We start from the raw sequence: 21,905 nt of genomic DNA, 5'->3' as shown, positions 1-21,905 counted from the left end.
CACAGCATCGTCGTGACCCGGTCTTCCGGTGCCCCGGCCCTGACGGGGGTCCGTACGCTCCGGGCGGGGAGGGTGACGGCCCCGCCCGGAGCGCCTGGCAGTTCGGCGGTGCTTCTACCAGCTCCAAGGACTGGGCCGGGGTGCTTCGCCCATACCCGCGCCCGCTGTACAGCGGTGCCTCTACCGTACGGCCCGACAGGTGATCACGAGGGCGTGCGGAAGGGGCTGCGCAGTGGGGCGGGATCTGGGTCTGGACGGGGTGGTGGACCACTTCACCCTGTCCGGCGATGAGGCGGGCTGGTTACGGAACAAGACCGGCAGCACGAGGCTGGGCTTCGCCGTCCAGCTCAAATTTTTGATCTGGCGCGGCCGGTTTCCCAAGATGCGTCTGGAACTGCCGCCCGACGCCGTCGAGCACATCGCCGAGCAGGTCGGCGTCGCCGCCACCGAGCTGGGGTTCTACGACTTCACCTCCCGCGCCGCCAAGCGGCACCGCAGCGAGCTGCGGGAGCTGACCGGCTGGCACGAGTGCACCACGACCGACCAGGTCAAGCTCGTCTCGATGCTGGTGGACGTGATCTGGCACGACGAGCGCCGCGAGGAGCAGGTGCGGGCCGAACTGGTGCGGCAGATGCGCGAGGACCTGATCGAGCCGCCGACCGCGGCCCAGATCAACGCGGTCATCCGCTCCGCGGTGCACCAGGCCGACGAGCGCGCCGTCGCCGAGATCGCCGTACGGCTCGCGCGGGAAGCGGACTGCCCCCGCCGGCTGGACGCGCTGGTCCTCACCGACCCGACCGACGACCACGCCGCCCAAGACGACACGTCCGAGGGGGACGGCGGTGACAGCGCAGAGGACGACGAAGACGACGTGGAGTCGGTGCTCTCGGACATCAAGTCCCATCCGGGCACGTCAATCTCAACCCGCTGTTGGAGGAGATATCCAAGCTCAAGCAGGTCCGCGCCGTCGGTGTCCCGGCCAAGGCGTTCGCCGGCATCGGCGTGCGGGTCATCAACGCCTGGCGGGCCAGGGCATCGGCGTCCTCGCCCAGCCACCTGCGGCGCTTCGATGCTCCCGTGCGGCACGTCCTGCTCGCGGCCCTTGCCTCGCAACGGTCTGACCTCAGGCGCTACGCCTCGCACCCTTGCCGCGGGTGCGAGGCGTGAGGCTCCGGGGACGGGGGCCGTCGTCATGCCGAATCATGGCGACAGCGAGGGTCAGGGCGATTCCGGGAGGTGTACGGGCCCGTTTCGCACGTCGAGGAAATCGTCGATCGATGCCACCTTCGTGCCGTTGGCATCGATCAGGCTGACCGCTTCCTGCAGCTGGTAGAGGGCATCAACGGCGGGGAAACGGTGCAAATCCGGGTTCAGCAGGCGCATCGGATTGGCCGAGGTCAGGACGTGCGTCGTCGTCCCGAACTCCCCGGACAACTCGATGGTCGCCGCCAGGTCGAGGATGTCGAGTTCTGCGAACTGCGGAGGGTCGCTGGTCACCACGCTCAACAGGCCGTCGGGGGCGTTGTTGGGGTCCTTCATGTCGAGCACGACCTTGATCTTCCCGTCCGGGGTCGTCGCCTCCATGTGGAAGCCGGTGGTGCGCAGACGAACGGCCTTGGTGGCATCGGCCTCATTGGGGTCCGATGCCACCACCTGCTTGATAGTCCCCTCGAAGTTGAGCTTGACCACGCCCACGTCCAGCGTGATGGGGCAGTCGACCACGGTCATGGTCGATTCGATCTCGGTATCGATGGGCGGAAGGCCCGCCGAAGGGGCGGCGACCACCGCGGCCGGGGTTACCGCGGCGTGGGACGTGCCCCCGACGAGTGCGGGGACGGCGGCGGCGAGGAGCACCGCAGTAGCTGACACCAGAAGGCGCGCACAATGGATTCGTTTCATGGACGCCTAACGATCATCGATCAGGTCCCGTAATGGCCCTGCCAACGAAGTAGCACTTGGTGATCAATCGATTATGGATAGTGCCTCCGTAGTGGGGTCGTCTCTCCCCGGGACGAGCCCGCCCTGGACGAACGGACTGGGCCCGCGACTGCGGGGAGTTAAAACGCACGCTCACGGAGCCATCAAGCACCAGCACCGCAAGCAGAACCGGCCCCGTACCCGACCAACCCACTCAGCGAGCCCGCACCATGAGCAATGGCTGCTCGACCTTGCCCAAACGCATCTTCCTGGTGATCCGGATGTCACGGATTTCGGCGCCTTGGGCGCTGCCATCGCCCGGCACCGCTACGAGACCATGGGCACCCCGATCTATCCCGAGCCGCACCACCGAGCCGCTGCCTTGCTGCACTCGCTGGTCCGTGTCCCAGCGCTGGAGCACAGCAACCTGCTGTACGCAGCCTCGGTCGCGGTGGCCTACCTCACCGCGAGCGGCCACCCCGTCAAGGTCACCGCCACCGAGGCCGGCGACCTCGTCGATCAAGTCGACTCAGGACAACTCGATGTCCGCCAGATAGCCGCCATCCTGCGCGGTTGGACCCAGGCCTGATCTGCCAGCACCACATTTGGCGCCCGTACCGCCGCGTGGCAACTGTGACGGTGGGCGACGTGGCCACCCGCCCCAACCACGCTCCCTCCTCCGTCGCCGCGGTCGCGGCACTGCGCAAGCCGGTGGAAGGCAACGACGCCGAACTCGCTCACGGCCGGGCCAAGACCCCGGCCCGGCAAATCGAGCAAGGCGAGGGCGGGGTGCGGCGCCAACTGCTTGGTGCCGACACCCAGCGCATCAACCTCTCCTACGTCCTACACCCGGCCACCGCCCGCACCGCCAGCACCCCGCCGGCAGGTCGTACCTTCACCGACGGCACCACCGCTCTGCCCGACGTCCTGGCCTACTACCGCTCCACCCGACCAAGACGCCTGGGCATCACTGGCGCCGCTGGGGCGGGCAAGACTGTGCTGGCCCTGGAACTCATGCTCACCCTCATCGAGGACCGCGCCGAAGACGACCCTGTCCCCGTACGGATCCCGATAGCCCAGTGGGACACCGACCAGCCCCTGGCCGACCTGCTGACGCAGCGTCTGACCGATGCCTACGACTGGCCCCCTGACCTGGCGGCCGGACTGCTCCAGGCGGCCGGCCCGAAAATCACGACCGACGGGAGATCGTCTTTACCGACTCTCAAGTTGATGGGATGGGCTCTGAGCTGTGGCGTTGCGTCGCGGTCATGTCCGTGACGTGTCCTTCGATATGTTCTTCGGGGCTCGTGGACGCCGAGCTGGAGGTGTGTTGAGGAGGATAAACGTGCCTGGTGAGCGGCTCGACTCGGAATGGGTGCGAGGCTGGTGCGAGCAGACTTCTGCGGCGCTCGGGGCTTTGATGTCGTCGTTTTTGAAGACGCATGGGTTCCCGCCTGGCGAGAACGCCGTGATCCTCGCCACGGACGAGAGCCATGAAGCGACGGGTGCACTCGTGGACCTGACACCGATCCCCTCTGACCTGACCACCCTTTACTGGGTGGTTTGCGAAGTGTCCTTGCCTGATATCGAGCACGGATACTTCGTCCACCCCGCCTCGATGGTTGCCGAGCACTTCCGCGAGTACGGCTCTGTCCAGATCGACGACGAGCCGCTGGCCATCGTGTTCGCCAGTGATGGAGGTGGCCATCTGTTCGCAGTGGCAGGCAGCGGACGAGTCTGGAGGTCGACCACGGCCTCCTGGTTCGACGATTTCGAGGTCATCGCAGCATCCATCCAAGAGTTCCTTGAACAGATCAGCCGACGGGTCGCTGGCCAGACCTGACCTGGCCATCCGTCCGCTGACGTGGCTGCCGCTTCAGACTTGGTCACGTTCAAGAAGTTGGGCTTCAAGGTCGGCGATGCGCTTGTCGGCGAAACGCAGGTTGGACCGGGCACCTTGGAGACGCTCCTGGAGCTTGCGGTGCTCCCCGGTGAGCTGGTGGACGCGGTGCTTGAGGGTGGTGTTCTCGGTGCTCAGCTGCTGGACGGACTCTCCGGGGACCATCTGGTCGAAGTCGCGCAGTTGTCCCATGAGTTCACCGATCCGTTGGCGCTGAGCGAAGATCTCCTTTTGAGTGCGGGTCAGCTCGGCCTCGGCGTTCAGGGCCCGCTCCCGCCAGGACGTCTCGATCCGGTCGTGTTCCTGCTGGGCCTGGTGGTCGTGGCGGCTGTGGTGGGCGGCCGTTGCATTCTGAACGAGGGCCCGCGCCTCGGTGTTCTCGTAGAGGAACGTCGCGGAGACACCCGCTCGTTCGGCGACGGCCCGGACGGTCAGCCGGCCGCGTTCGCGACGGAGTTGGCCGAGCGCCTTCTTGACCCGCGCGAGCTTGTCCTGGGTCTGCCGATAACGGGCGGCGATGGCCGCTCCAGTGGAGGCGGTCATGCGGCTTCGTCTCCGTCCTGCGCGTGGGCCAGATAGTGGGCTCGGAAGGCGGTGTTCCAGACCTTTCCGAAGTAGTGCTGGGGCCGTCGCAGGTCGAGAGCGAGGGAATCGTCGAGCAGGCCGACGGCCGCGATCGCCTTCTCCAGGCCGTCGATAGCACGGGCGGTAGGCTCAAAGACTCCGGGCAGGTAGTCGGCGGTGGTGCTGTCGGGTGCGCGTTCGGCGAGCATTCGCCATTGCTCGCGTTTGCGGTGCCAGTAGACGAGGTCGGCGCCGGACATGACGAACTTGTCGCAGCTGTGGCAGTTGAGGTTCCAGCGGCAGGCTTCTCCGTCGACGACAGGTTGGAAGGTGCAGAAGCCGCCTTCGGCCGGTGTGCTGCGATGGGTGAGGTCGATGGCCAGGGCCTCGGCTTCTTGCCGGGTCATCGGCTCGCCACTGGAGAGCATCATGCCCGGCTCGGCGGATCCGGGGCCGGTGACCCAGAGTGCGTTGAGGGCTTCCTCTAGGCGGGGGTCGGTGTTGGCGAGGTGGACGTAGTGCTCGGCCATCGCCTCGGAGAACTGGCTAGGACAGAGCTCGGGACAGGCACTCGCGGGCGGTGGCTCCGTCGGCCCGCATCGGGTGGCTCAACGGGCCGCCACCAGCAGTGAAGCCCCCGCGCGGCTATCCGACAGACCACTCCCGTACCTTCCTGCTGCGCCACCGTTCTCTGGTCGCCGCGCGTCCCCTCGGCTGCGAGGAGTGACTGCACACCCCCGAGGCGGTCGGCCGGGTCCTCTCGGCCGCCGCCGACCTGGACGCCCTGCTGATGTGGCTGGTCCGCCACGTGAAGCGCGCCGCCTGACATCGCGAGGGCTCCGCGCGGCACGGGAGAAACCACACCCATGCCGCCGGCCCCCGCGCTCGCAAGGTGATGCGCACCTTCAGCGCCGACCGGTGGTCCACCGCCCGACAACAGTCCGGCACCTCGGCCAGGGGGACGGCACGGTCGAAGACGGGCCCCGGAGTGCACATCCGGCAGGAGTTCGGGAATGTAAGCGCGGACCGGGGCGACACCCCCGCGCAGCGCTCCCGGACGGGCGCTCAGCGCCTCGTCTCGTACCTGGTCAGGATCACCCCGCCGGGAAGCGTCCGCGTCTCCACCAGGTTCAGGTTCACCCAGTTGTCCAGCGCGGTGAAGAACGGCGTGCCGCCGCCCACCAGGACCGGCGTGGTGGCCAGCACGTACTCGTCGATCAGCCCGGCCCGCATGGCCGCCCCGGCGAGCGTCGCGCCGCCGATGTCCATCGGGCCACCGTCCTCGGCCTTGAGCCGGGTGATCTCGGCGACCGCGTCGCCGGTGACCAGGCGGGTGTTCCAGTCGACCTTGTCGATCGTCGAGGAGAACACCACCTTCGACATGTCCCGCCAGCGGCGCGCGAACTCGATCTCCGCCGGGGTGGCGTTGGGCTGCTGATCGCCGGTCGGCCAGTGGGAGCTCATCGTCTGCCACAGCTTGCGCCCGTACAGCGACAGGTCGGTCGCCTGCAACTGGTCGGACCAAAACTGGAACAGCTGGTCGCTCGGCACGCTCCAGCCGATGTCGTCGCCGGGCGCGGCGATGTAGCCGTCCAGGCTCAGGTTCATGCCGTAGATCAGTTTCCGCATGGCGCCAGCCTTCCGTGAGTCGGTCTCACGTGTACAGACCGGCGCGCCGCGGGAAACTCATCGGCGCGCGATCTGAGCTCACAGGTACTCCTCGTGCTCGATGGCTCAGCCGCAGACTCATCGTTCCGCCGAGGAAATGGCATCGATCTGAGACTGATCTTGGGTGACATCGGGTGAGACAGCACAGAACCAGCAGGTCACAGAAGTTCGACATGTCATCGGCGGCGAGACCCGTATGCGCCCGTCGCTGGAACCGGCGAGCAACCGTGCTGCCGCGCCGGTGGACGGTCGAGAGAACCCTGGGCCGGCTCATGCAACACCGCCGACTGGCTCGCGACTACGAAGCTCGCCCACACCGCTCCGAAGCCATGATCCACCTCGCGATGACCAGCCTCATGACCCGGAAACGCACCGGCGAATCCACCCCGCCATGGCGCGGCGCATGAACCATACCCAACCCAGCAATCCGGGATGAAACAACGGGACGAAACACCCTCTCCCCTCTGATGGGGTGCGACGACTTGCACGCCGTACGCCGCGGGGAACCACACCCGGGTCCGTCCGGCCCGCGGCAGGGCGATGCGGTCGACCAGTCCCTCAACGCCCAGCCGGGCCAGCCGTCCCCGGGTCTGCCCGATACGCACAGAGGGAGCGATCACCCGGTGCATCTGCTCGGTGGTGACCATCCGGTACTGCACCACTGCGCCAGCACCCCCAGCGGGGCTTTTCAGCCATGCCCCGATAACGTCGCGGCTCGGAAAGGTACTTCCGTACAGGAGGACCCGTCTGACATCTTGCATTCACCACTCGTTTCGTACGGCCCGGCCGGTGCCCTCAGCACGACCGGGCCGTCTCCGGAGGACGCATTGATACCCCACATATCCAGCCGCCCCAGACGCACGCTGGTGCTGGCGGCCACGCTCGGCGCCGCCCTCGCGTTCGGCGCCCCGGGCGCCCTCGCGGGCTCCCTCCCCGTCGCCCCCTCCACCGCGCCGGCCGCCAAGGCCCACGCTCCGGCCGCCGTGCCGGCTTCCCAGAGTGCGACCTGGGTGGCCGGCACGCGTGCCTACCTCGTGATCACCGCCCCCGGTGACACTTCGGCGGTCCGCTCCGCGATCGCGGCCAACGGCGGCACCGTCTTCTCCAACTACGACGCCATCGGCGTGATCGTCGCCCACTCGGCGTCCAGCGGATTCGCCGCCACCATGCGCGGCGTCGCCGGCGTGCAGCAGGTCGGCGCCACGCGCACCTCGGACGTCCCAGCCGACGCCTACAACCCGGCGCTCCCGGCCAATCCGGCTCAGGCCTCGACCCCGGCCGGAGAACCGGTCCGGGCCGACATGAGCCAGATCAAGGCCGACCAGGCCTGGGCCATGAACCCGGGCTCCGCCTCAGTCAAGGTCGGCATCCTGGACACCGGTGTGGACGACCAGCACCAGGACCTGGCGCCCAACTTCGACGCGGCCGACTCGGTCTCCTGCGCCTACGGCAAGCCCGACACCCGTGCCGGCGCCTGGCGGGACGTCGACACGCACGGCACCCACGTAGCGGGCACCATCGCCGCGGCCAAGAACGGCAAGGGCGTCGTCGGCGTCGCCCCCGGGGTGACGATCTCCGCGGTCCGGGTCGCCGAGCCGGGCAACTCCTTCTTCTTCGCCGAGAACACCATCTGCGGCTTCGTCTGGGCCGGTGACCACGGCTTCAAGGTCACCAATAACAGCTATTACACGGACCCGTGGCAGTTCAACTGCCCGGACAACATCGACCAGGCCGCCATCATCGAGGGCGTCAAGCGCGCCCAGGAGTACGCCGAGGGCAAGGGCTCCCTCCAGATCGCCGCCGCGGGCAACGAGAACTACGATCTCGCCCACAAGACGACCGACTCCGCGAGCCCGAACGACTCGACACCGGTCACCCGCACCATCACCAACGCGTGCCTCGACATCCCGACCGAGCTGCCGGGCGTGGTCACGGTCGCGGCCAACGGCACGGGCGTCACCAAGGCCTCGTTCTCCAACTACGGCCAGAGCGTCATCGACGTCGCGGCGCCGGGCAGCAACGTGTACTCCACCGTCCCCGGCGGCGGCTACGGCAGCAAGAGCGGCACCTCGATGGCCACCCCGCACGTCGTCGGCGTGGCAGCACTCATCGCCAGCGCCAACCCGGGCATCACCCCGGCGCAGATCCGCGCCAAGCTGGCCGCCCAGGCCAACGACATCGCCTGCCCCTCGGACGGCCGCTGCACGGGCACGACGGCCAACAACTCGTTCTTCGGCGAGGGACAGGTCGACGCCCTCAAGGCCGTCGGGACCACCCCGCCGCCCGGCAAGTACTTCGAGAACCTCGCGGACTTCTCCATCAACGACAACGCGACCGTGGAGAGCCCGATCGCCGTCACCGGCGTGACCGGCAACGCCCCAGCCACCCTCAAGGTGGGTGTGGACATCAAGCACACCTACATCGGTGACCTGAAGGTCGACCTGGTGGCGCCGGACGGCAGCGTCTACACGCTGCACAACCACGCCGGCGGCAGCGCCGACAACATCGCCCAGACCTACACGGTGAACGCCTCCTCGGAGGTCGCGAACGGCACCTGGAAGCTGCGCGTCAACGACAACGCCGCCTCCGACACAGGCAAGATCGACGCCTGGAACCTGACCTTCTAGCGCAGGGCCCGGCAACGCCCGCGTACAGCACGCACTGCGCCGGCGACAGCTCCGCGGACAAGGCGGGCTGCGGTCTTTCGGCCATGGCTGCGAACTGCTGGGCGGCACAGGGCACATGGGCCTCGGCGGCGGTGTACGCCGCGGTCGGGGCCTGTGGGGCTCGGAACGTCATCGCTGCCCGTCAGCCCGCGTACCGGTACTCGTTGAGGATGCCCCCGAGAATGCGGGTGCGCAGGAGCCTGCGGCCTTCGAGGTCGTGGACGGGGGCGGTCTGCTGATCCGCGTCGGGCGGTAGCTGTTGGCGGGCTCGGTGGGGCTGCTGTCCGTTGTAGTGCTGCTGGTAGGCGTTCAGGATTTATCGGGCGTGGGCCTCGCCCGTGATCAGAATGTGGTCGAGTGCCTCGCGCCGGATATGCCGATCACCCGTTCGCAGCGCGCGTTCATTCGAGGCGCCGGGGCGCTCAAGACCACGTCCAGGTCCTCGGACTCGAAAACGGCGTCGAAGGCTGGGCCGTACTTGCCGTCGCGGTCGCGCAGCAGGAACCTCAGCGACTCCATGCGCGTGCCCAGATCGGCGGCCAAGTTGCGCGCCTGCTGGGTGGCCCAGTCCCGCGTGGGATGGGCGGTGACACCGGTGAGTTGCAGGCGCGGCGTGCCGTGTTCGAGAAACGCCAGGGCATACAACCTGTGGCCCAGCGCGGTGTCCACGTGCAAGAAGTCGACCGCGACGATGTCCTCGGCCTGGGCTGCCAGGAATTGCCGCCAGGTCGGGCCGGAGCGGCGCGGGGCCGGGTCGATCCCCGTCGCGTGCAGGATCTCCCACACGGTGGACGCGGCGATCGGATGTCCGAGCCGTGCCAGCTCGCCCTGGATCCCCCTGTGTCCCCAACGCGGGTTCTCCCGCGCCAGCCGCAGTACGAGCTTCCTGAGCACGGCCGCAGTCCGCGGGCGACCGGTGCGGCCGGGACGTGCGGAGTAGTCCCACTTCGCGGCGATCAGTCGGCAGTGCCAGGCGGGGGTCACCGGGAAAACTCCGCACCAGCGGTGACGGGGTATCAGCGCGGACAGCGCCGCCAGCCAGAACCGGTCCGCCGGCTCGTAGCGGACCGCGCCCTTGAGTTGCCGGCGCAGGACCGCGCAAAGGAATCGCCTGCTGTCATCTGACCTCGCTGGGAAACAGGCGAAAGGACTGGGGGGACGCGTGGAGGGGCCCTGGCGCCATGGCACCAGGGCCCCGAAGGACGGAAAACACCACCTGCCGGCCCCAGTACTGCGCCGGCCTACTGTGTCCGCACCCGACCTGTCATCAGTCGGGGGTGCGGGGATCGCTGATGCGTGACCGGAGACCACCTCACTATCGATGTCCTGCGGTACCCGGGCCCACTACTTCGCCCGGGCGATCCTGATGGCGCTCAACCCCTCCGTTCCCTCTGGATCAATCACTTGCTCGTTCGGTACTGCGCACTACGGTGATACGTACTGCTGGTGGCCTTCACCGCACCACCGTCCGGCAGCCAGCCCCGTCGCCCGTACTGCAACTGCCCTGGCTTAGAACCCCACTGCCGAACCCCTTGGTACGCGCGCCCGCAGCCCGACGCCTTCACCAAGAGAACTTCATGCCACTGCACTGCTGGTACTGCCGTACAGCTGTGTTGCGGGTACTGCTGGTGGCCTTCACCGCACCACCGTCCGGCAGCCAGCCCCGTCGCCCGTACTGCAACCGCTCTGGCTTAGAACCCCACTGCCGAACCTCTCGGCACGCGCGCCCGCAGCCGACGCCTTCACCGAGAAACCACTTGTGTACTGCGCTGCTGGTACTGCAACCGCATCTGGTACTGCTGTCCTGCGTGATGCGGTACTTCGGGTACTGCGTGTCAGACCTGCACCTGCCGTACTGCGTTACTACGGTCCTGCGCGGCGGCCCCTCCCGGGGCGGCCCGGCCCGGCAATCAACCCTGCGACCCACCAGCACTGCACTGGCCGCCGGATTCCATCACCGTGCCACAAACTCCGCGCGGCAGTTCGTGTCTGCCGCGCCCTGCTTCCTTCTTGACTACGACCAGAACACTACCCACACCCGGAAGCGAATGTCTACTTCACACGCGATAGGTTTTCGCGGCAAGGCCCGATAGGCATTCTGTCGCCCACTCAGCGACACCCCCGGGCGCGACACGGCACGGAAAGGGCAGGAGAACCGCATGAGACACGACCCCTCACCGCCCATCCCGCACACGGACATCTGCGACGTGTTCGCCCGGCGGCTCACCGACGGGTGCCGTCTGGCCGTCGTCCGGGACTCCTCCGCTGTTCACGCCCGCGACCCGGCACGTGACGGCCTGCGCCTGATCGCCACCTGCTCACCCGAACACCTCACCACCCTGCAGGATGAGTACCACCAACGGCCCTTCATCCCCGAGGAGCTGTGGGCCGGAAAGATCCTGCGCGCCCTGGCGCAGCAGCCCGACGGGATCACTGGCGAAGCCCTGTCCGCGGCGACCGGGCTGGACGATCTGCAGATCCAACGCGCCGGGGCATGGCAGCAGCACCACGCCCGGCGCATGCAGCGCTCCGAGCACCCCCCACGATCCTCCGAGGGGTGACGGTTCTCGATTGCCGGCTGGGGGTTGTAGCAGGTGGGTATGGGGGCCGCCCTTCGAAGCCTTGGCAGGCAGGGGCCGCGGCTCGCCCCGCGGCCATCTCGCGGGCCTGGGGTCCGAGTAGGAACGGCCAAGGAAACCGGTGTTGCTGTCAGAAGTTTTGACAGGTCGTGATCGGGGACGAGTGACGCGGACGTGGTACGAGGAGAAGGCGGGGCGCGCTGGGCGCCGGCGGGGCTTCCTGATCGTCCTGGACGAGACGCGTGAACTCACCGAGGACGAGGTCAACGACCTGCTCGGCGACGACGGCCGCCGGCCGGCCGGGCCGAGGAGGATGACTACGAGTGGGTGCGCTGATCAGCGCACCGTCAGGGCCCCGCGCGTGCGCGTCGCCGGTGCAGACGATGGCGTTCTCGTCGGGGACCGGGGTCTCAAAGCGGGTCGAAGAAGTAGTCCAGGGCTCCGGGGATGGCGGTGAGTGCGTTGGCGCGCTGCCGCGGGGTCGGGCTTGTGGGCGGGGCCCTGTGGTTCCCGTCGGCGCCCGTGACGCCGAGCCCGGTAGCGCGCTGGTCGCGCTACCGGGCTCTTGTGCGCTGGCCGACCGGGTGTCGGGTCAGATCTCGATGTCGACCACGATTTTGGCGTGTGCCGAGCCGTCCTCGACGGCGGCGTGGGCCTGGGCGACCGTGTCCAGGGTGTAGCGGCGGGGGTCCAGCAGCGGCTTGAGCAGGCCCGCGTCGGCCATGGCGGCGGCTTGGCGCAGGATCTCGCCGTGGTGCTCGCGGCCGCGGCCGGTGAGCATGGGCAGCAAGGTGAACACCCCTGAGTAGGTCGCGCCGCGGAAGGAGAGCGGAGCCAGGCTGTGGCTTCCCCACCCGAGGGCGCTCAGGACGTGGCCGGTGTAGGTGCGCACGGCGGCGAAGGAGTCGTCCAGGACGGCGCCGCCGACGGTGTCGAAGACGATGTCGAAGCCCTCGCCACCGGTGTGTGCGGTGACATACTCCTGCACCTCGGTCGTGGCGTAGTCGATCGCGGTGGCTCCGAACTGCCGCACGAGCGCGGCGTCGGTCGCGGAGGCGGTGGCGAAGACCTCGGCGCCGCGGGCGCGGGCGATCTGCACCGCGACGTGACCGATGCCGCCGGCGCCGCCGTGCACCAGGACCTTGTGGCCGGTGCCGACCTGGGCCCGGTCCACCAGCCCCTCCCAGGCCGTGACGACGGCCAAGGGCAGGACCGCGGCCTCCCGCAGGGTCAAGGTGGCGGGCTTGTGAGCGAGCAGCCGGACGTCGGCGGCAACGTACTGAGCCAACGATCCTTGGAGGTCACCGACGCCGCCGCTCAGGCCGTAGACCTCGTCGCCGGGAGAGAACCCGGTCGCGCCGGGGCCGACCTCTTCGACGGTGCCGGCCAGGTCCAGGCCCAGCACCGCGGGCAGCACCGTACGGGCGTGCGAGGCCAGGCCGGCGCGGATCTTGGTGTCCAGGGGGTTCACGCCGCTGGCAGCGATCTTGACCAGGACCTGGCCCGGGCCGGGTACGGGTTTGGTGATGTCGGTGAGGTGCAACGAGGTGGCGAACTCGGTCAGTACGGCTGCGCGCATGGTCCTGGTCCTTCGGTAGGTCACGGTGGAGGCCACCGTTATGAGGAGCGGTTGGGCTGGGGGCGGGTCGTTGGATCGGGCAGGGCCAGGTCGAGGACCGCGGCCGCGAACGCGGCCGGGCTCTCCTGGGGCAGGTTGTGCCCGGCATGCGGCACCCGGCGGTGCGTGCGCGGGCCGGTGAAGTGCCCCGCCGATGCGGAGCCGTCGGTGGCGGGGAAGTTACCGTCCGCCTCCCCGTCCAGCGTGATCGTCGGCACGGTGATGGCAGGCTGGCGGGCGAGTTGCCGCTCAAGCTCCTCGTAGGACGGGTCGCCCGGCGCCAGGCCGAGCCGGTGCCGGTAGGAGTGGATGACCACGTCCACATAGTCCTTGTTGAAGAAGGCCTGGGCGGTGCGGTCCAGGAGCGTGTCGGCGAAGTCCCAGTCGGGTGAGTTGCGCCGCCAGATCACCTCGGCGATGTCGCGCCGGTTGGCGCTCAGCCCGCGCATGCCGCGTTCGGTGGCGAAGTAGTGGAAGTACCAGAACCCGGCTTCCAGGGCCGGTCGCAGGGGCCGGCCCGCGGCGCTGATGTCTTGGATGAGGTAGCTGTTGACTGACACCAGCCCGGCGCACCGCTGAGGCCACAGGGCCGCGACGACGTTGGCGGCCCGCGCGCCCCAGTCGTAGCCGGCCAGCACCGCGCGCGGCAGGCCCAAAGCGTCCAGGAGTGCGATGACGTCGGCGCCCAGCGCCGCCTGCTGCCCCGACCGCGCGGTGGCAGGGTCCGCGAAGCGGGTGGAGCCGTGGCCGCGCAGGTAGGGGACGATGACCCGCAGGCCGGCTGCGGCCAGTTCCGGGGCGACGTCGACGTAGCTGTGGACGTCGTAGGGGAATCCGTGCAGCAGCAGGACGGCGGGGCCCCGGGCAGGGCCGGCCTCGTAGTAGGCGACGTCCAGGACACCGGCCCGCACCGTGCGCGAGGTGCCGAGCCCGGCAGGTCCTGCGGAGGTCGCCGCTGCGGGGGTCACGGTTGCAGCAGCCACTGGGCCTCGGCGCTTGCGCGCGAGGGGCGCCAGTCGATGACCGTGTGCGTGGCCACCTTGTTCCTGCCGAACGGGTCCCGGGCCAGGATGCGGCCCAGCTCCTCTCGGTCATTGGCCCTGGCCAAGATCAGGCCGCCCGTCCTGGGGTCCTGGCGGCCGGAGGCGATGAAGTGCCCGGCTGCGAAGTTCTCCTCCAGCCAGGTGTTGTGGGCCTCCAGGTGGCGGTCGATCTCGTCGAGCGGAGCGGTGTAGTTCAAGATCACGATGAACATGGTGTGCACGGCCAATCATCAGAACGGAGCGGTACGGGCCATGGGGTCAGGCGGGCTGGACCCGGGCCCAGAAGTCGTTGAACTCGACGCTGTCGAAGAACGCGACGGCGCTGACGATCCGGTGTTCGCGCATGGTCAGGAACCAGGCGTAGGTGTTGTCGTAGCGGGAGCCGTCACGCACGGTGGCGCTCGCGTCGAACAGGGCGACCACGGTGTCCCCATCGGCGTACAGCGCCCGTACGGATGGCACCAGCGGGCTGCTCAACCGCGCATTGAACGGGGTGATGACCGTGTCGATGAACGCCGCACGGGTGGGGTAGGTGGCGGAGGCGACGCTGTTGCCGACGATGGTCCAGTTCGCGTCCTCGGCCAGGAGGTCGAACACCCCTCCCGTGCCGGCGGCCCAGGCATCGAACGCCTCCGCGACCAGGTGCTTGTTGGATTCCTCGGACATGGGATCTCTCGTTTCGTCGGTGAGGTGTTCGGCGGCTGCGCCGTCCCTGACCATGCTCGTCGCAGCTCCCGGGCGGTACATGAGTCATCCGACCCGGCTTTCTGCACCGAAACGCCGATGATCGCCCGCGGGTGCCGGTCCGATGCCGCCCATGGCGAGCGCACCGCCCGCGGCGCGGCGGACTGGCCTGCGGCGGCGATGACGTGGAGTGACCGCGGGGCCGCACAAAGAGCCCGCTGCAGTCAGGTCGGATGACTGGTGCGGTGTGCGGGCCTGCGGGATGAGGATTCAGTTGTTCCCGCCGCTCGGCGGGGCAGCCCCATCGCATCCTTAGGAGCACCTCATGCCGTTCGTCAACGTCAAGCTCGTCGACGGAGTGTTCACCACGCAGGAGAAGCACGACATGGCCGCCGCCCTGACCGAGGTCATGGTCAAGTTCGAGGGATCCGAGGCCTTCCGCGAGATCGTGTGGGTCCTCATCGAGGAACTCCACACCGACGGCTGGCACATCGGCGGCAAGCCCTTCGCCGGTCCCGCCACCCTCCTGGACACCCTCGGCCGCTCCGCAGCCACCTACCAGACCATCGACGGCCACCCCGTCACCCGCCCCGACCTCGCCAAGGCCGCCCCCTACACCGGCAAGTAGCACCACCCGGCACCACCTGAAGGGGAATGGCCATGCCGCTCACACAGATCTCACCGGTCATCCTGACCCTTCGCGACGCGGCCACGGCTTCCGCCGCAGGTGTCGACAAGGCCACTGAGCTCGGGGTTCCGTGCACCTTCACGGTCCTGGACGGCGGCGGCAACACCGTCTTGGTGACCCGGATGGACGGTGCGGCGCTCGCGTCCATCGACACCTCCGGGGCCAAGGCCCGCACCGCGGTGTACTTCGGCGCCGCGACTGCGGACCTGGCCCCGGCGGTGCAGTCCGGCGCCCCGCTGTCGTCGATCCAGACCGCCACCGCGCTCCCGCTGGCCTTCGTCGCCGGCGGCGTCCCGATCATCGACGCCGCCGGGGTCGTCGTCGGGGCGTTCGGCGCAGGTGGCGGATCACCCGCCCAGGACCACGAGGTCGCCGCGTTCGCGGTCCAAGCCCTGCGCCGCCCCTGACCCGGCAGCTATCTCCGCAGCGCCGCCCCGACACATCCCATCCCTCCGAAAGGGAAGCAGCGCCATGCCCTACATCACGGTTGCCAAGGAAAACACCACCGACGTCGACCTGTACTACGAGGACCACGGCCAGGGCTCGCCCGTTGTGCTGATCCACGGCTACCCGCTGGACGGCAAGTCCTGGGAGCTGCAGATCCCAGCGCTCCTCGCGGCCGGGCACCGCGTCATCACCTACGACCGCCGCGGCTTCGGTCAGTCCAGCCAGCCCACCACCGGCTACGACTTCGACACCTTCGCCGCCGACCTCGATGTGCTGCTCGACGTGCTGCGCCTCAAGGACGTCGCCCTGGTCGGCTTCTCCATGGGCACCGGCGAGATCGGCCGCTACATCGGCACCTACGGCACCGCCAACCTGCGCAAGGTCGCGTTCCTCGCACCCATCGAACCGTTCCTGCTGCAGACCCCCGACAACCCCACCGGCCTGCCCGCCGACGTGTTCGACGGCATCATCGCCACCGCGCAGAAGGACCGGTACGCCTGGTTCACCAACTTCTTCAACGACTTCTACAACCTCGACGTGAACCTGGGCACCCGCATCAGCGAAGAGGCGGTACGCAGCAGCTGGAACACCGCCACGACCATGTCGCCGTTCGCGTCCTCGGCCGTGGTGCCCAGCTGGCACACCGACATGCGCGCCGACATCGCCAAGATCGACGTGCCGGCACTCATCCTGCAGGGAACCGCCGACCGGATCCTGCCGATCGACGCCACCGGGCGGGTGTTCACCCAGGCCGTGCCGACCGCGCAGTACGTCGAGATCGACGACGCCCCCCACGGGCTGCTGTGGACCCACGCGGAGCAGGTCAACACCGCACTGGTGGACTTCCTCGCCGCCTGACTCCGCGTGGACGGGCAGGTGACGGCCGCTGCCGCCACCTGCCCGTCCACGGCCCGCCCGCCTCCTGTCCCCAACTGGGCAGCCACGTCGAGGGCCGCAAAGGGACAGGCGCACAACACCCGATGAAGCCCCTGGCTGAGGAGAAGAAATCAACCATGCGCGCCAGTCCCCTCGTTCCCATGCTCAACGTCTGGCAATGGCAGGCCGACGCCGCCTGCCAGGGCATGGCATCGGCCGTGTTCTTCTCACCCCCCGGCGAACACGGCCACCGCCGACACAGGCGCGAACAACGCGCCATCGCCGTTTGCCAGGACTGCCCGGTCCTTAACAGGTGCGCCGCGTTCGCCCTGAACACCCGCCAGCTATCCGGGATATGGGGCGGCCTGACCGAACGCCGGCGCAGGATCCCGCAGCCCGCGTCGAGGGCCGCGTGAGCACAGCCGATCCGCTTCCTGCAGGGAACTGCCCTCGTCAACCCGCCCCGGGGCTTTGGATCACCGGGCAGCGCACCTCGAACAGCGTGACCTTGCGCGTGGGCGGTGAGATCGATCTGGATACCGCACCGGTCCTGGAAGCCGAGATCTACGCCTGGCTGCGCTGCCCAACGGTAGCCGTCACCGTGGACCTCAGCTCCGTGACCTTCATCGACTGCTCCGGACTCAACTCATTGCTGCGCTCCCACGCACGCGCGGCACGCGAGCACACCACCGTCCGCATCGGACCCGTGAGCGCCACAGTGGACCGCTTCCTCACCCTGGTATGCGCCACGCACCCACTGCCCGACGACCTGTTCCAGAACCACGGGCAGCCCGTACCAGCCACGGCCCCTGCGCTTCTGGTCCTCAGCACCACCTGAGCTGACCTCCCTTTGACCCGCTGGACCCCACCACCTTCCGAGGAGATCCGCCATGTCCGTCCGCCGTCCCCGCCTGCACACCCTGCTCGTCACCGCCGCCGTCACGGCTGCGGCCAGCCTGTCCCTCACCCCGCTGGCCTCCGCCCAGACCACCCCCGCAGCTTCGAGCACCGCCGCCAAGCCCACGGTGGTGCTGGTGCACGGCGCGTTCGCCGACTCCTCGAGCTGGAACGGCGTGGTCAAGCGTTTGCAGCACGACGGCTACCCAGTCATCGCCCCGGCCAACCCGCTGCGCGGCCTGGCCCAGGACTCCACCTACATCGCCAGCGTCCTGGCCAGCGTCAAGGGCCCGGTCGTCCTGGTCGGCCACTCCTACGGCGGCGCCGTCATCTCCCAGGCCGCCGCGAACGACCCCCAGGTCAAGGCCCTGGTCTACATCGCCGCACTCGTCCCCGACACCGGCGAGAACCTCGGCGCGCTGGCCAACAAATTCCCCGGGACCAACGCACTGAACCCTTCCCTGCGCCCCATTCCCTTCAGCAACGCCGACGGCACCGGCGGCTCGGACCTGTACGTCGACCCCACCTTGTTCCGCTCCGTGTTCGCGGCCGACCTGCCCGCTTCCCAGACTGTTGTGATGGCCGCCGAACAGCGCCCCATCGCCGCCGCCGCATTCGCCGCCTCTCCCACGGCCGCCGCCTGGCACACCATCCCGTCCTGGGCCCTGGTCGCCAAGCAGGACCAGGCACTGGGCGCACCGGTGGAGCGTTTCGAGGCCCAGCGCGCCCATTCACACACCATCGAGATCAGCAGTTCCCACGTCGCCATGATCTCCCACCCCGGCACTGTCACCCACCTCATCGAGGACGCCGCCACCACCACCGCCACCCGCTAGCCCACGGCCTGAAACGCCCCCCGGCGGGAACGGGCGGCCGTCCCCAGGACGGCCGCCCCACGCCGTGGCCGCATTGCAGCATCAGCTGCGACACCGCGAGCCGAGACAGACTGCGGACCGCCGCCTATAAGACCCTCGGCGAGCTCGTTGATCAGTACGAGGCGGTACGGCGTCCAATAGAATCGGGACAGCAAGGGATGCGTCGAACAGAGAAGATGATCATGAATAGGTCCCGCCGACCCGCGTCTCCGCGGACCCGGCCAGGTCCGCTGCTCGCGTTCGGCGCGTTCGGCCAGCCCGCTGCGCACTCGGCCCGCCGAGGGATCCCGGTACCGCATTGCCGCATTCCCTGAGGTGACAGCACCCGCATTCGGAAAGAGGCACCTTCGCATGAGCGCAGAGCATCCGGGAACCGGGGATCGCAGCGCCGCGCCCAGTCTGACCGGCCGGTCCAGCGCATTGGACCTCATCAAAGCGGTGATCGACGACACCGCCCGGCTGGGCGGCTCGTTGACGCTGTTCGGTGACCCCGGTGTGGGAAAGTCCGCTCTGCTCGATGCTGCCGCCGATCTCGCCCAGGCCGGCGGCATGAGGACGTTGCGGGCCGCCGGCGCCCAGTTTGAGGCCAATATCGCGTTCGCCGGCCTCAACCAGCTCCTCGTGCCGCTTTTCCCCCTGTTCTCCGACCTCGACCCGGACCACGACAGCGCCCTCCGCGTGGCTCTGGGCTTCGGCGAAGGCGCGACGCCCTCGCGCATCCTCATCTCGACCGCGGCCCTGTCCGTCCTGCTGCTCGCCGCACGCGAACAACCGCTGGTCGCCATCATCGACGACGCCCAGTGGCTCGATGACGCCAGCGCCGACGTCCTTTCCTTCGTCGCGCGGCGGGTCGCCGGAACCCCTGTGCGCATGCTTTCGGCAGTCCGCACCACCGGGCAGCCCGTGCACACGCGCGGGGACGTCAACAGCCTCACCATCCATCCTCTGGACGACGCGCAGTCCGAAGCCCTGCTGTTCGCCCGCCACCCGGACCTGGCCGAGCACATGCGCCGGCGCATCGTCTCCGAAGCCCAGGGCAACCCGCTCGCCCTCGTCGAGCTCCCAACAACGCTGACGCCGGACCGGTACCCCACGGCGGACACCCTTCCCACCGTGCTGCCACTCACCGAGCGACTCACCCGCATCTTCACTGCCCGAATCGCCGCACTGACGCCGCAGACCCGGGACCTGCTCCTGCTGCTCGCCCTGGACGGCTCGGGCCAGGTCCTGTCCGACGAGCGCGTAGTGGGACCCGATGCCGCCACCCAGCTCGACCTCGCCGAACGTGAGCGCGTCATCACCGTCGACAACCGCCACTCGGTTGTCTTCCGTCACCCGCTGGTGCGCTCCGCTGTCGTCGAACTGGCCCGACCGGAGCAACGACGCCAAGCCCACCGGGCCCTTGCCAACTGCCGGCACTCCGATCCGGGGCACCGCGCCTGGCACCTCGCCGAAGCGTCCTTCGGCCCCGACGAGGAGGTGGCCACTCTCCTGCAGCACGAGTCGATCCAGGCCCTTAAACGCGGCGACCCCTCTGCGGCCGTGGCGGCGATGACCCGGTCGGCCGATCTGAGCCCGGATCCCGAGCACCGATCCCAGCGCCTGTCCGGCGCCGCCTACTTCGCCGCCGAGGTGATGGGAGACCTGCAATCGGTCTCGCAACTGCTCAGCGACGCCCGGCAGCTGGACGCAGGGGTCAGCTCGCTGGCGACCGCGTCAGCCGCGGCCTCCCTCATGCTGTACTCCGACGCGGACGTCATCTCCGCCTTCCGGGTCCTGACCACCGCCCTGCAAGCCCCTGGCCTGGAGCCGACCGCGGAGGAGATCAACGCCGCGATCTGGGTCCTGTCGGTGATCGCCTCCCTCAACGGCCGCAAGGAGATGTGGGACCCCTACCTCGAGCTGGTGGAGAAGTACCGCGGCAAACTGCCGGAAGGCGTGCTCATCCGCTCCGAGGTCGTATCCAATCCCGCCCTGGTCTCCCCCCAGGCGCTGCACACCTTGGACCAGGAGATCGCAGCCCTGACCACCGAGCTCGACCCCGGGCAGATCATCCGCGTGGGGTATGTGACCAATGACGTCGACCGCCTTGCCGACCTGCGCGAACCACTGCTGCGCGTGTGGCAGGACGCCGCCCGTACCGGAGCCGTCGCCGCCGTCACCAACGCGCTCATGCTGCTGTGCGCGGAAAGCTACCTCGCCGGACGGTGGGATGACACCCAACGCTTCGCCGAGGAGGGACTGGAGCGCGCCGAATCCTACGGGTACGTCAACTTCGTCTGGTTCCTGCACTACAGCAAAGCACTGGCCGCAGCCGCCCTCGGACAACAGGAAGAAGCCGAAGAGCCCCTGGAGGAAATGCTCGACTGGTCGATCCCACGCCAAGCCTTCATCGTGCCGCAGCACGTCTACCGCGTCCGAACCCTCGCAGCGATCGGACGCGGCGACTACGAGACCGCGTACACCGAGGCAACCAAGATCAGCCCCCACGGACTGGAACCCGGAACCGCCCGGCAACTACAACTCTTCGTCGCCTACGACCTCGTCGAAGCCGCTGTACGCACCGGCCGCTCGGGCCGGGCGCGGGGATTCGTCGAGTCGATGCTGCGCATGGGCATCACGAAGATCTCCTCCCGCTGGGCCATGCTCGTAGCGGCGGCGCAAGCGCTGGTGTCCGAAGGAGAGGCGGCAAGCGCCCACTTCGAGCGCGCCCTCGCAGCGGCGCCCGAGAACCTGTGGCCCTTCGAACGCGGACGCGTGCTCCTGGCCTACGGCGAGCACCTACGCAGAGAGCGAGCGACCGTCGAGTCACGCGTACAGATCAACGCAGCGCTGACGATCTTCGATCGGCTGCGGGCCGCACCGTGGGCCACACGTGCCAGGAACGAACTCGGGGCGACCGGCGTGTCCCGCAGGCAGGCCGACACGACCGACATACTGCTCACTCCGCAGGAGTTGCAGATCGCCACACTCGCGGCCTCGGGGCTGACCAACAAAGCGATCGGCGAACGGCTGCACCTCTCCGCCCGCACGGTCAGCGGACACCTCTACAACGTCTTTCCGAAACTCGGCGTCACCGCCCGCGCCGGCTTGCGCGACGCACTCACCACCCTTGCAGCGCAGGAGCACCCGTTGCCAGGTGCCATGGTGCGCCAGGATCCCGACGGCCGATAGGCCGTTGAGGCGCTGCCTCGCCCAGGACGCCGAGGGCCGGGCCCGCGACGCCCGCACAGCAGCCGAGGCACTGGCCGCCGAATGCGGTGATTCCCGGCCAGCGCCCCGCGCCGTGTGAGGCATAACCAAAACGGGGTTCGTTCGCCCGATCGAGTACGCCCCGCACACCCGTACCGCGATGTCCTTTTCTCAGAAACGTTCCTTTCCCGGAGCAAGCTGCGGACCGGTGTGACCTTGCAGACGCCGGTACCGGGCGAGGCAGTGTCCAGGCGGGCAGACGCGTCTGCCTACCCGGTGACCTGCGGTTGA

Annotated in this window: 21 protein-coding genes and 2 pseudogenes; 14 read left to right on the top strand and 9 right to left on the bottom strand. The window is 68.8% G+C overall.

Going from position 1 to position 21,905, the window contains the following annotated elements; genetic code table 11:
• Nucleotides 1-262 precede the first annotated feature (262 nt).
• A complete protein-coding gene (locus tag G3I60_RS04775) occupies nucleotides 263-1,333 on the top strand; it encodes a DUF4158 domain-containing protein (protein ID WP_164606505.1) in 1,071 nt (356 codons plus the stop codon).
• Here the strand turns inward: G3I60_RS04775 and G3I60_RS04770 are convergent.
• Entirely contained in the window at nucleotides 1,219-1,854 is a 636-nt protein-coding gene (locus G3I60_RS04770; RefSeq protein ID WP_203671984.1) for a hypothetical protein, read from the bottom strand. The genes G3I60_RS04775 and G3I60_RS04770 overlap by 115 nt on opposite strands.
• 304 nt (nucleotides 1,855-2,158) lie before the next feature.
• On the opposite strand from G3I60_RS04770, the gene G3I60_RS04765 reads away from it, so the two are divergent.
• From G3I60_RS04765 to G3I60_RS04755, 3 genes are all read left to right on the top strand, one after another.
• Entirely contained in the window at nucleotides 2,159-2,506 is a 348-nt protein-coding gene (locus tag G3I60_RS04765) for a fic family toxin-antitoxin system, toxin component (RefSeq protein ID WP_164292810.1), read from the top strand.
• 59 nt (nucleotides 2,507-2,565) lie between these two features.
• Complete coding sequence (locus G3I60_RS04760) at nucleotides 2,566-3,195, top strand: hypothetical protein (protein WP_164292104.1); 630 nt, start codon at nucleotides 2,566-2,568, stop codon at nucleotides 3,193-3,195.
• Nucleotides 3,196-3,262: 67 nt separating this feature from the next.
• Nucleotides 3,263-3,760: a hypothetical protein gene (locus tag G3I60_RS04755; protein ID WP_343240735.1), complete on the top strand. Its 498-nt coding sequence runs from the start codon at nucleotides 3,263-3,265 to the stop codon at nucleotides 3,758-3,760.
• 33 nt (nucleotides 3,761-3,793) lie between these two features.
• Here G3I60_RS04755 and G3I60_RS04750 read toward each other — a convergent pair whose 3' ends face one another.
• The 3 genes from G3I60_RS04750 to G3I60_RS04735 form a co-directional block, all read right to left on the bottom strand.
• Complete coding sequence (locus G3I60_RS04750; protein WP_164292105.1) at nucleotides 3,794-4,360, bottom strand: DUF6262 family protein; 567 nt, start codon at nucleotides 4,358-4,360, stop codon at nucleotides 3,794-3,796.
• Nucleotides 4,357-4,911 carry a hypothetical protein gene (locus G3I60_RS04745; protein WP_203671982.1) on the bottom strand — a complete coding sequence of 185 codons (555 nt, stop codon included), beginning with the start codon at nucleotides 4,909-4,911 and terminating at the stop codon, nucleotides 4,357-4,359. Before G3I60_RS04745 ends, G3I60_RS04750 begins: the two co-directional genes overlap by 4 nt.
• 535 nt (nucleotides 4,912-5,446) lie before the next feature.
• Complete coding sequence (locus G3I60_RS04735; RefSeq protein ID WP_164292106.1) at nucleotides 5,447-6,010, bottom strand: dihydrofolate reductase family protein; 564 nt, start codon at nucleotides 6,008-6,010, stop codon at nucleotides 5,447-5,449.
• A 266-nt stretch (nucleotides 6,011-6,276) separates the two neighbouring features.
• On the opposite strand from G3I60_RS04735, the pseudogene G3I60_RS04730 reads away from it, so the two are divergent.
• Both G3I60_RS04730 and G3I60_RS04725 read left to right on the top strand, forming a co-directional pair.
• Nucleotides 6,277-6,456: pseudogene (locus G3I60_RS04730) on the top strand (transposase); the annotation flags it as partial.
• Nucleotides 6,457-6,915: 459 nt separating this feature from the next.
• Nucleotides 6,916-8,676 (top strand): S8 family serine peptidase, encoded by a 1,761-nt coding sequence (locus G3I60_RS04725; protein ID WP_164292813.1) that lies wholly within the window; start codon nucleotides 6,916-6,918, stop codon nucleotides 8,674-8,676.
• A gap of 181 nt (nucleotides 8,677-8,857) precedes the next feature.
• Here the strand turns inward: G3I60_RS04725 and G3I60_RS04720 are convergent.
• A pseudogene (locus tag G3I60_RS04720) lies at nucleotides 8,858-9,807 on the bottom strand (integrase core domain-containing protein).
• 1,067 nt (nucleotides 9,808-10,874) lie between these two features.
• On the opposite strand from G3I60_RS04720, the gene G3I60_RS04715 reads away from it, so the two are divergent.
• Nucleotides 10,875-11,276, top strand: coding sequence for a hypothetical protein (locus G3I60_RS04715; RefSeq protein WP_164292107.1), 402 nt, complete (start codon nucleotides 10,875-10,877; stop codon nucleotides 11,274-11,276).
• Nucleotides 11,277-11,886: 610 nt separating this feature from the next.
• On the opposite strand, the gene G3I60_RS04710 is transcribed toward G3I60_RS04715, so the two are convergent.
• The 4 genes from G3I60_RS04710 to G3I60_RS04695 are packed head-to-tail and all read right to left on the bottom strand — an operon-like array spanning nucleotide 11,887 to nucleotide 14,621.
• On the bottom strand, nucleotides 11,887-12,873 hold the full coding sequence (locus G3I60_RS04710) for a zinc-dependent alcohol dehydrogenase family protein (protein ID WP_164292108.1): 987 nt from the start codon (nucleotides 12,871-12,873) through the stop codon (nucleotides 11,887-11,889).
• Nucleotides 12,874-12,911: 38 nt separating this feature from the next.
• A complete protein-coding gene (locus G3I60_RS04705; protein ID WP_343240737.1) occupies nucleotides 12,912-13,880 on the bottom strand; it encodes an alpha/beta hydrolase in 969 nt (322 codons plus the stop codon).
• Nucleotides 13,877-14,167 (bottom strand): YciI family protein, encoded by a 291-nt coding sequence (locus G3I60_RS04700; protein ID WP_164292109.1) that lies wholly within the window; start codon nucleotides 14,165-14,167, stop codon nucleotides 13,877-13,879. Before G3I60_RS04700 ends, G3I60_RS04705 begins: the two co-directional genes overlap by 4 nt.
• Nucleotides 14,168-14,213: 46 nt before the next feature.
• On the bottom strand, nucleotides 14,214-14,621 hold the full coding sequence (locus tag G3I60_RS04695) for a nuclear transport factor 2 family protein (protein ID WP_138357039.1): 408 nt from the start codon (nucleotides 14,619-14,621) through the stop codon (nucleotides 14,214-14,216).
• A 343-nt stretch (nucleotides 14,622-14,964) separates the two neighbouring features.
• Between G3I60_RS04695 and G3I60_RS04690 the strand changes: the two genes are divergently transcribed.
• The 7 genes from G3I60_RS04690 to G3I60_RS04660 all read left to right on the top strand — a co-directional run bounded on the left by G3I60_RS04690 (nucleotide 14,965) and on the right by G3I60_RS04660 (nucleotide 21,596).
• Nucleotides 14,965-15,267, top strand: a complete 303-nt coding sequence (locus tag G3I60_RS04690) for a 4-oxalocrotonate tautomerase family protein (RefSeq protein ID WP_138357038.1) — start codon at nucleotides 14,965-14,967, stop codon at nucleotides 15,265-15,267.
• Between the two features lie 32 nt (nucleotides 15,268-15,299).
• Nucleotides 15,300-15,734, top strand: a complete 435-nt coding sequence (locus tag G3I60_RS04685; RefSeq protein WP_164292110.1) for a heme-binding protein — start codon at nucleotides 15,300-15,302, stop codon at nucleotides 15,732-15,734.
• 64 nt (nucleotides 15,735-15,798) lie between these two features.
• The gene (locus G3I60_RS04680) at nucleotides 15,799-16,632 is read left to right on the top strand and encodes an alpha/beta fold hydrolase (RefSeq protein ID WP_164292111.1); all 834 of its coding nucleotides are present in this window, start codon (nucleotides 15,799-15,801) and stop codon (nucleotides 16,630-16,632) included.
• A 122-nt stretch (nucleotides 16,633-16,754) separates the two neighbouring features.
• Nucleotides 16,755-17,066, top strand: coding sequence for a WhiB family transcriptional regulator (locus tag G3I60_RS04675; RefSeq protein ID WP_343241913.1), 312 nt, complete (start codon nucleotides 16,755-16,757; stop codon nucleotides 17,064-17,066).
• Nucleotides 17,067-17,152: 86 nt separating this feature from the next.
• Nucleotides 17,153-17,488 (top strand): STAS domain-containing protein, encoded by a 336-nt coding sequence (locus G3I60_RS04670; RefSeq protein WP_164292112.1) that lies wholly within the window; start codon nucleotides 17,153-17,155, stop codon nucleotides 17,486-17,488.
• 52 nt (nucleotides 17,489-17,540) lie between these two features.
• Nucleotides 17,541-18,383, top strand: coding sequence for an alpha/beta fold hydrolase (locus G3I60_RS04665; RefSeq protein ID WP_164292113.1), 843 nt, complete (start codon nucleotides 17,541-17,543; stop codon nucleotides 18,381-18,383).
• A 390-nt stretch (nucleotides 18,384-18,773) separates the two neighbouring features.
• The gene (locus G3I60_RS04660) at nucleotides 18,774-21,596 is read left to right on the top strand and encodes an AAA family ATPase (protein WP_164292114.1); all 2,823 of its coding nucleotides are present in this window, start codon (nucleotides 18,774-18,776) and stop codon (nucleotides 21,594-21,596) included.
• Nucleotides 21,597-21,905: the final 309 nt, after the last annotated feature.

Source organism: Streptomyces sp. SID13666, assembly GCF_010548325.1.
In the GTDB taxonomy this organism is placed as follows: domain Bacteria; phylum Actinomycetota; class Actinomycetes; order Streptomycetales; family Streptomycetaceae; genus Actinacidiphila; species Actinacidiphila fildesensis.
The sequence above is the reverse complement of the archived record's forward strand: the minus strand, read 5'-3'. Positions and strand labels throughout refer to the sequence as shown.

What these genes read in the sequence shown, in the direction of transcription:
- G3I60_RS04750 (WP_164292105.1), bottom strand. Translation starts at nt 4,360, where the DNA reads ATGACCGCCTCCACTGGAGCGGCCATCGCCGCCCGTTATCGGCAGACC.
- G3I60_RS04745 (WP_203671982.1), bottom strand. Translation starts at nt 4,911, where the DNA reads ATGGCCGAGCACTACGTCCACCTCGCCAACACCGACCCCCGCCTAGAG.
- G3I60_RS04735 (WP_164292106.1), bottom strand. Translation starts at nt 6,010, where the DNA reads ATGCGGAAACTGATCTACGGCATGAACCTGAGCCTGGACGGCTACATC.
- G3I60_RS04715 (WP_164292107.1), top strand. Translation starts at nt 10,875, where the DNA reads ATGAGACACGACCCCTCACCGCCCATCCCGCACACGGACATCTGCGAC.
- G3I60_RS04710 (WP_164292108.1), bottom strand. Translation starts at nt 12,873, where the DNA reads ATGCGCGCAGCCGTACTGACCGAGTTCGCCACCTCGTTGCACCTCACC.
- G3I60_RS04700 (WP_164292109.1), bottom strand. Translation starts at nt 14,167, where the DNA reads ATGTTCATCGTGATCTTGAACTACACCGCTCCGCTCGACGAGATCGAC.
- G3I60_RS04695 (WP_138357039.1), bottom strand. Translation starts at nt 14,621, where the DNA reads ATGTCCGAGGAATCCAACAAGCACCTGGTCGCGGAGGCGTTCGATGCC.
- G3I60_RS04690 (WP_138357038.1), top strand. Translation starts at nt 14,965, where the DNA reads ATGCCGTTCGTCAACGTCAAGCTCGTCGACGGAGTGTTCACCACGCAG.
- G3I60_RS04685 (WP_164292110.1), top strand. Translation starts at nt 15,300, where the DNA reads ATGCCGCTCACACAGATCTCACCGGTCATCCTGACCCTTCGCGACGCG.
- G3I60_RS04680 (WP_164292111.1), top strand. Translation starts at nt 15,799, where the DNA reads ATGCCCTACATCACGGTTGCCAAGGAAAACACCACCGACGTCGACCTG.
- G3I60_RS04675 (WP_343241913.1), top strand. Translation starts at nt 16,755, where the DNA reads ATGAAGCCCCTGGCTGAGGAGAAGAAATCAACCATGCGCGCCAGTCCC.
- G3I60_RS04665 (WP_164292113.1), top strand. Translation starts at nt 17,541, where the DNA reads ATGTCCGTCCGCCGTCCCCGCCTGCACACCCTGCTCGTCACCGCCGCC.
- G3I60_RS04660 (WP_164292114.1), top strand. Translation starts at nt 18,774, where the DNA reads ATGAGCGCAGAGCATCCGGGAACCGGGGATCGCAGCGCCGCGCCCAGT.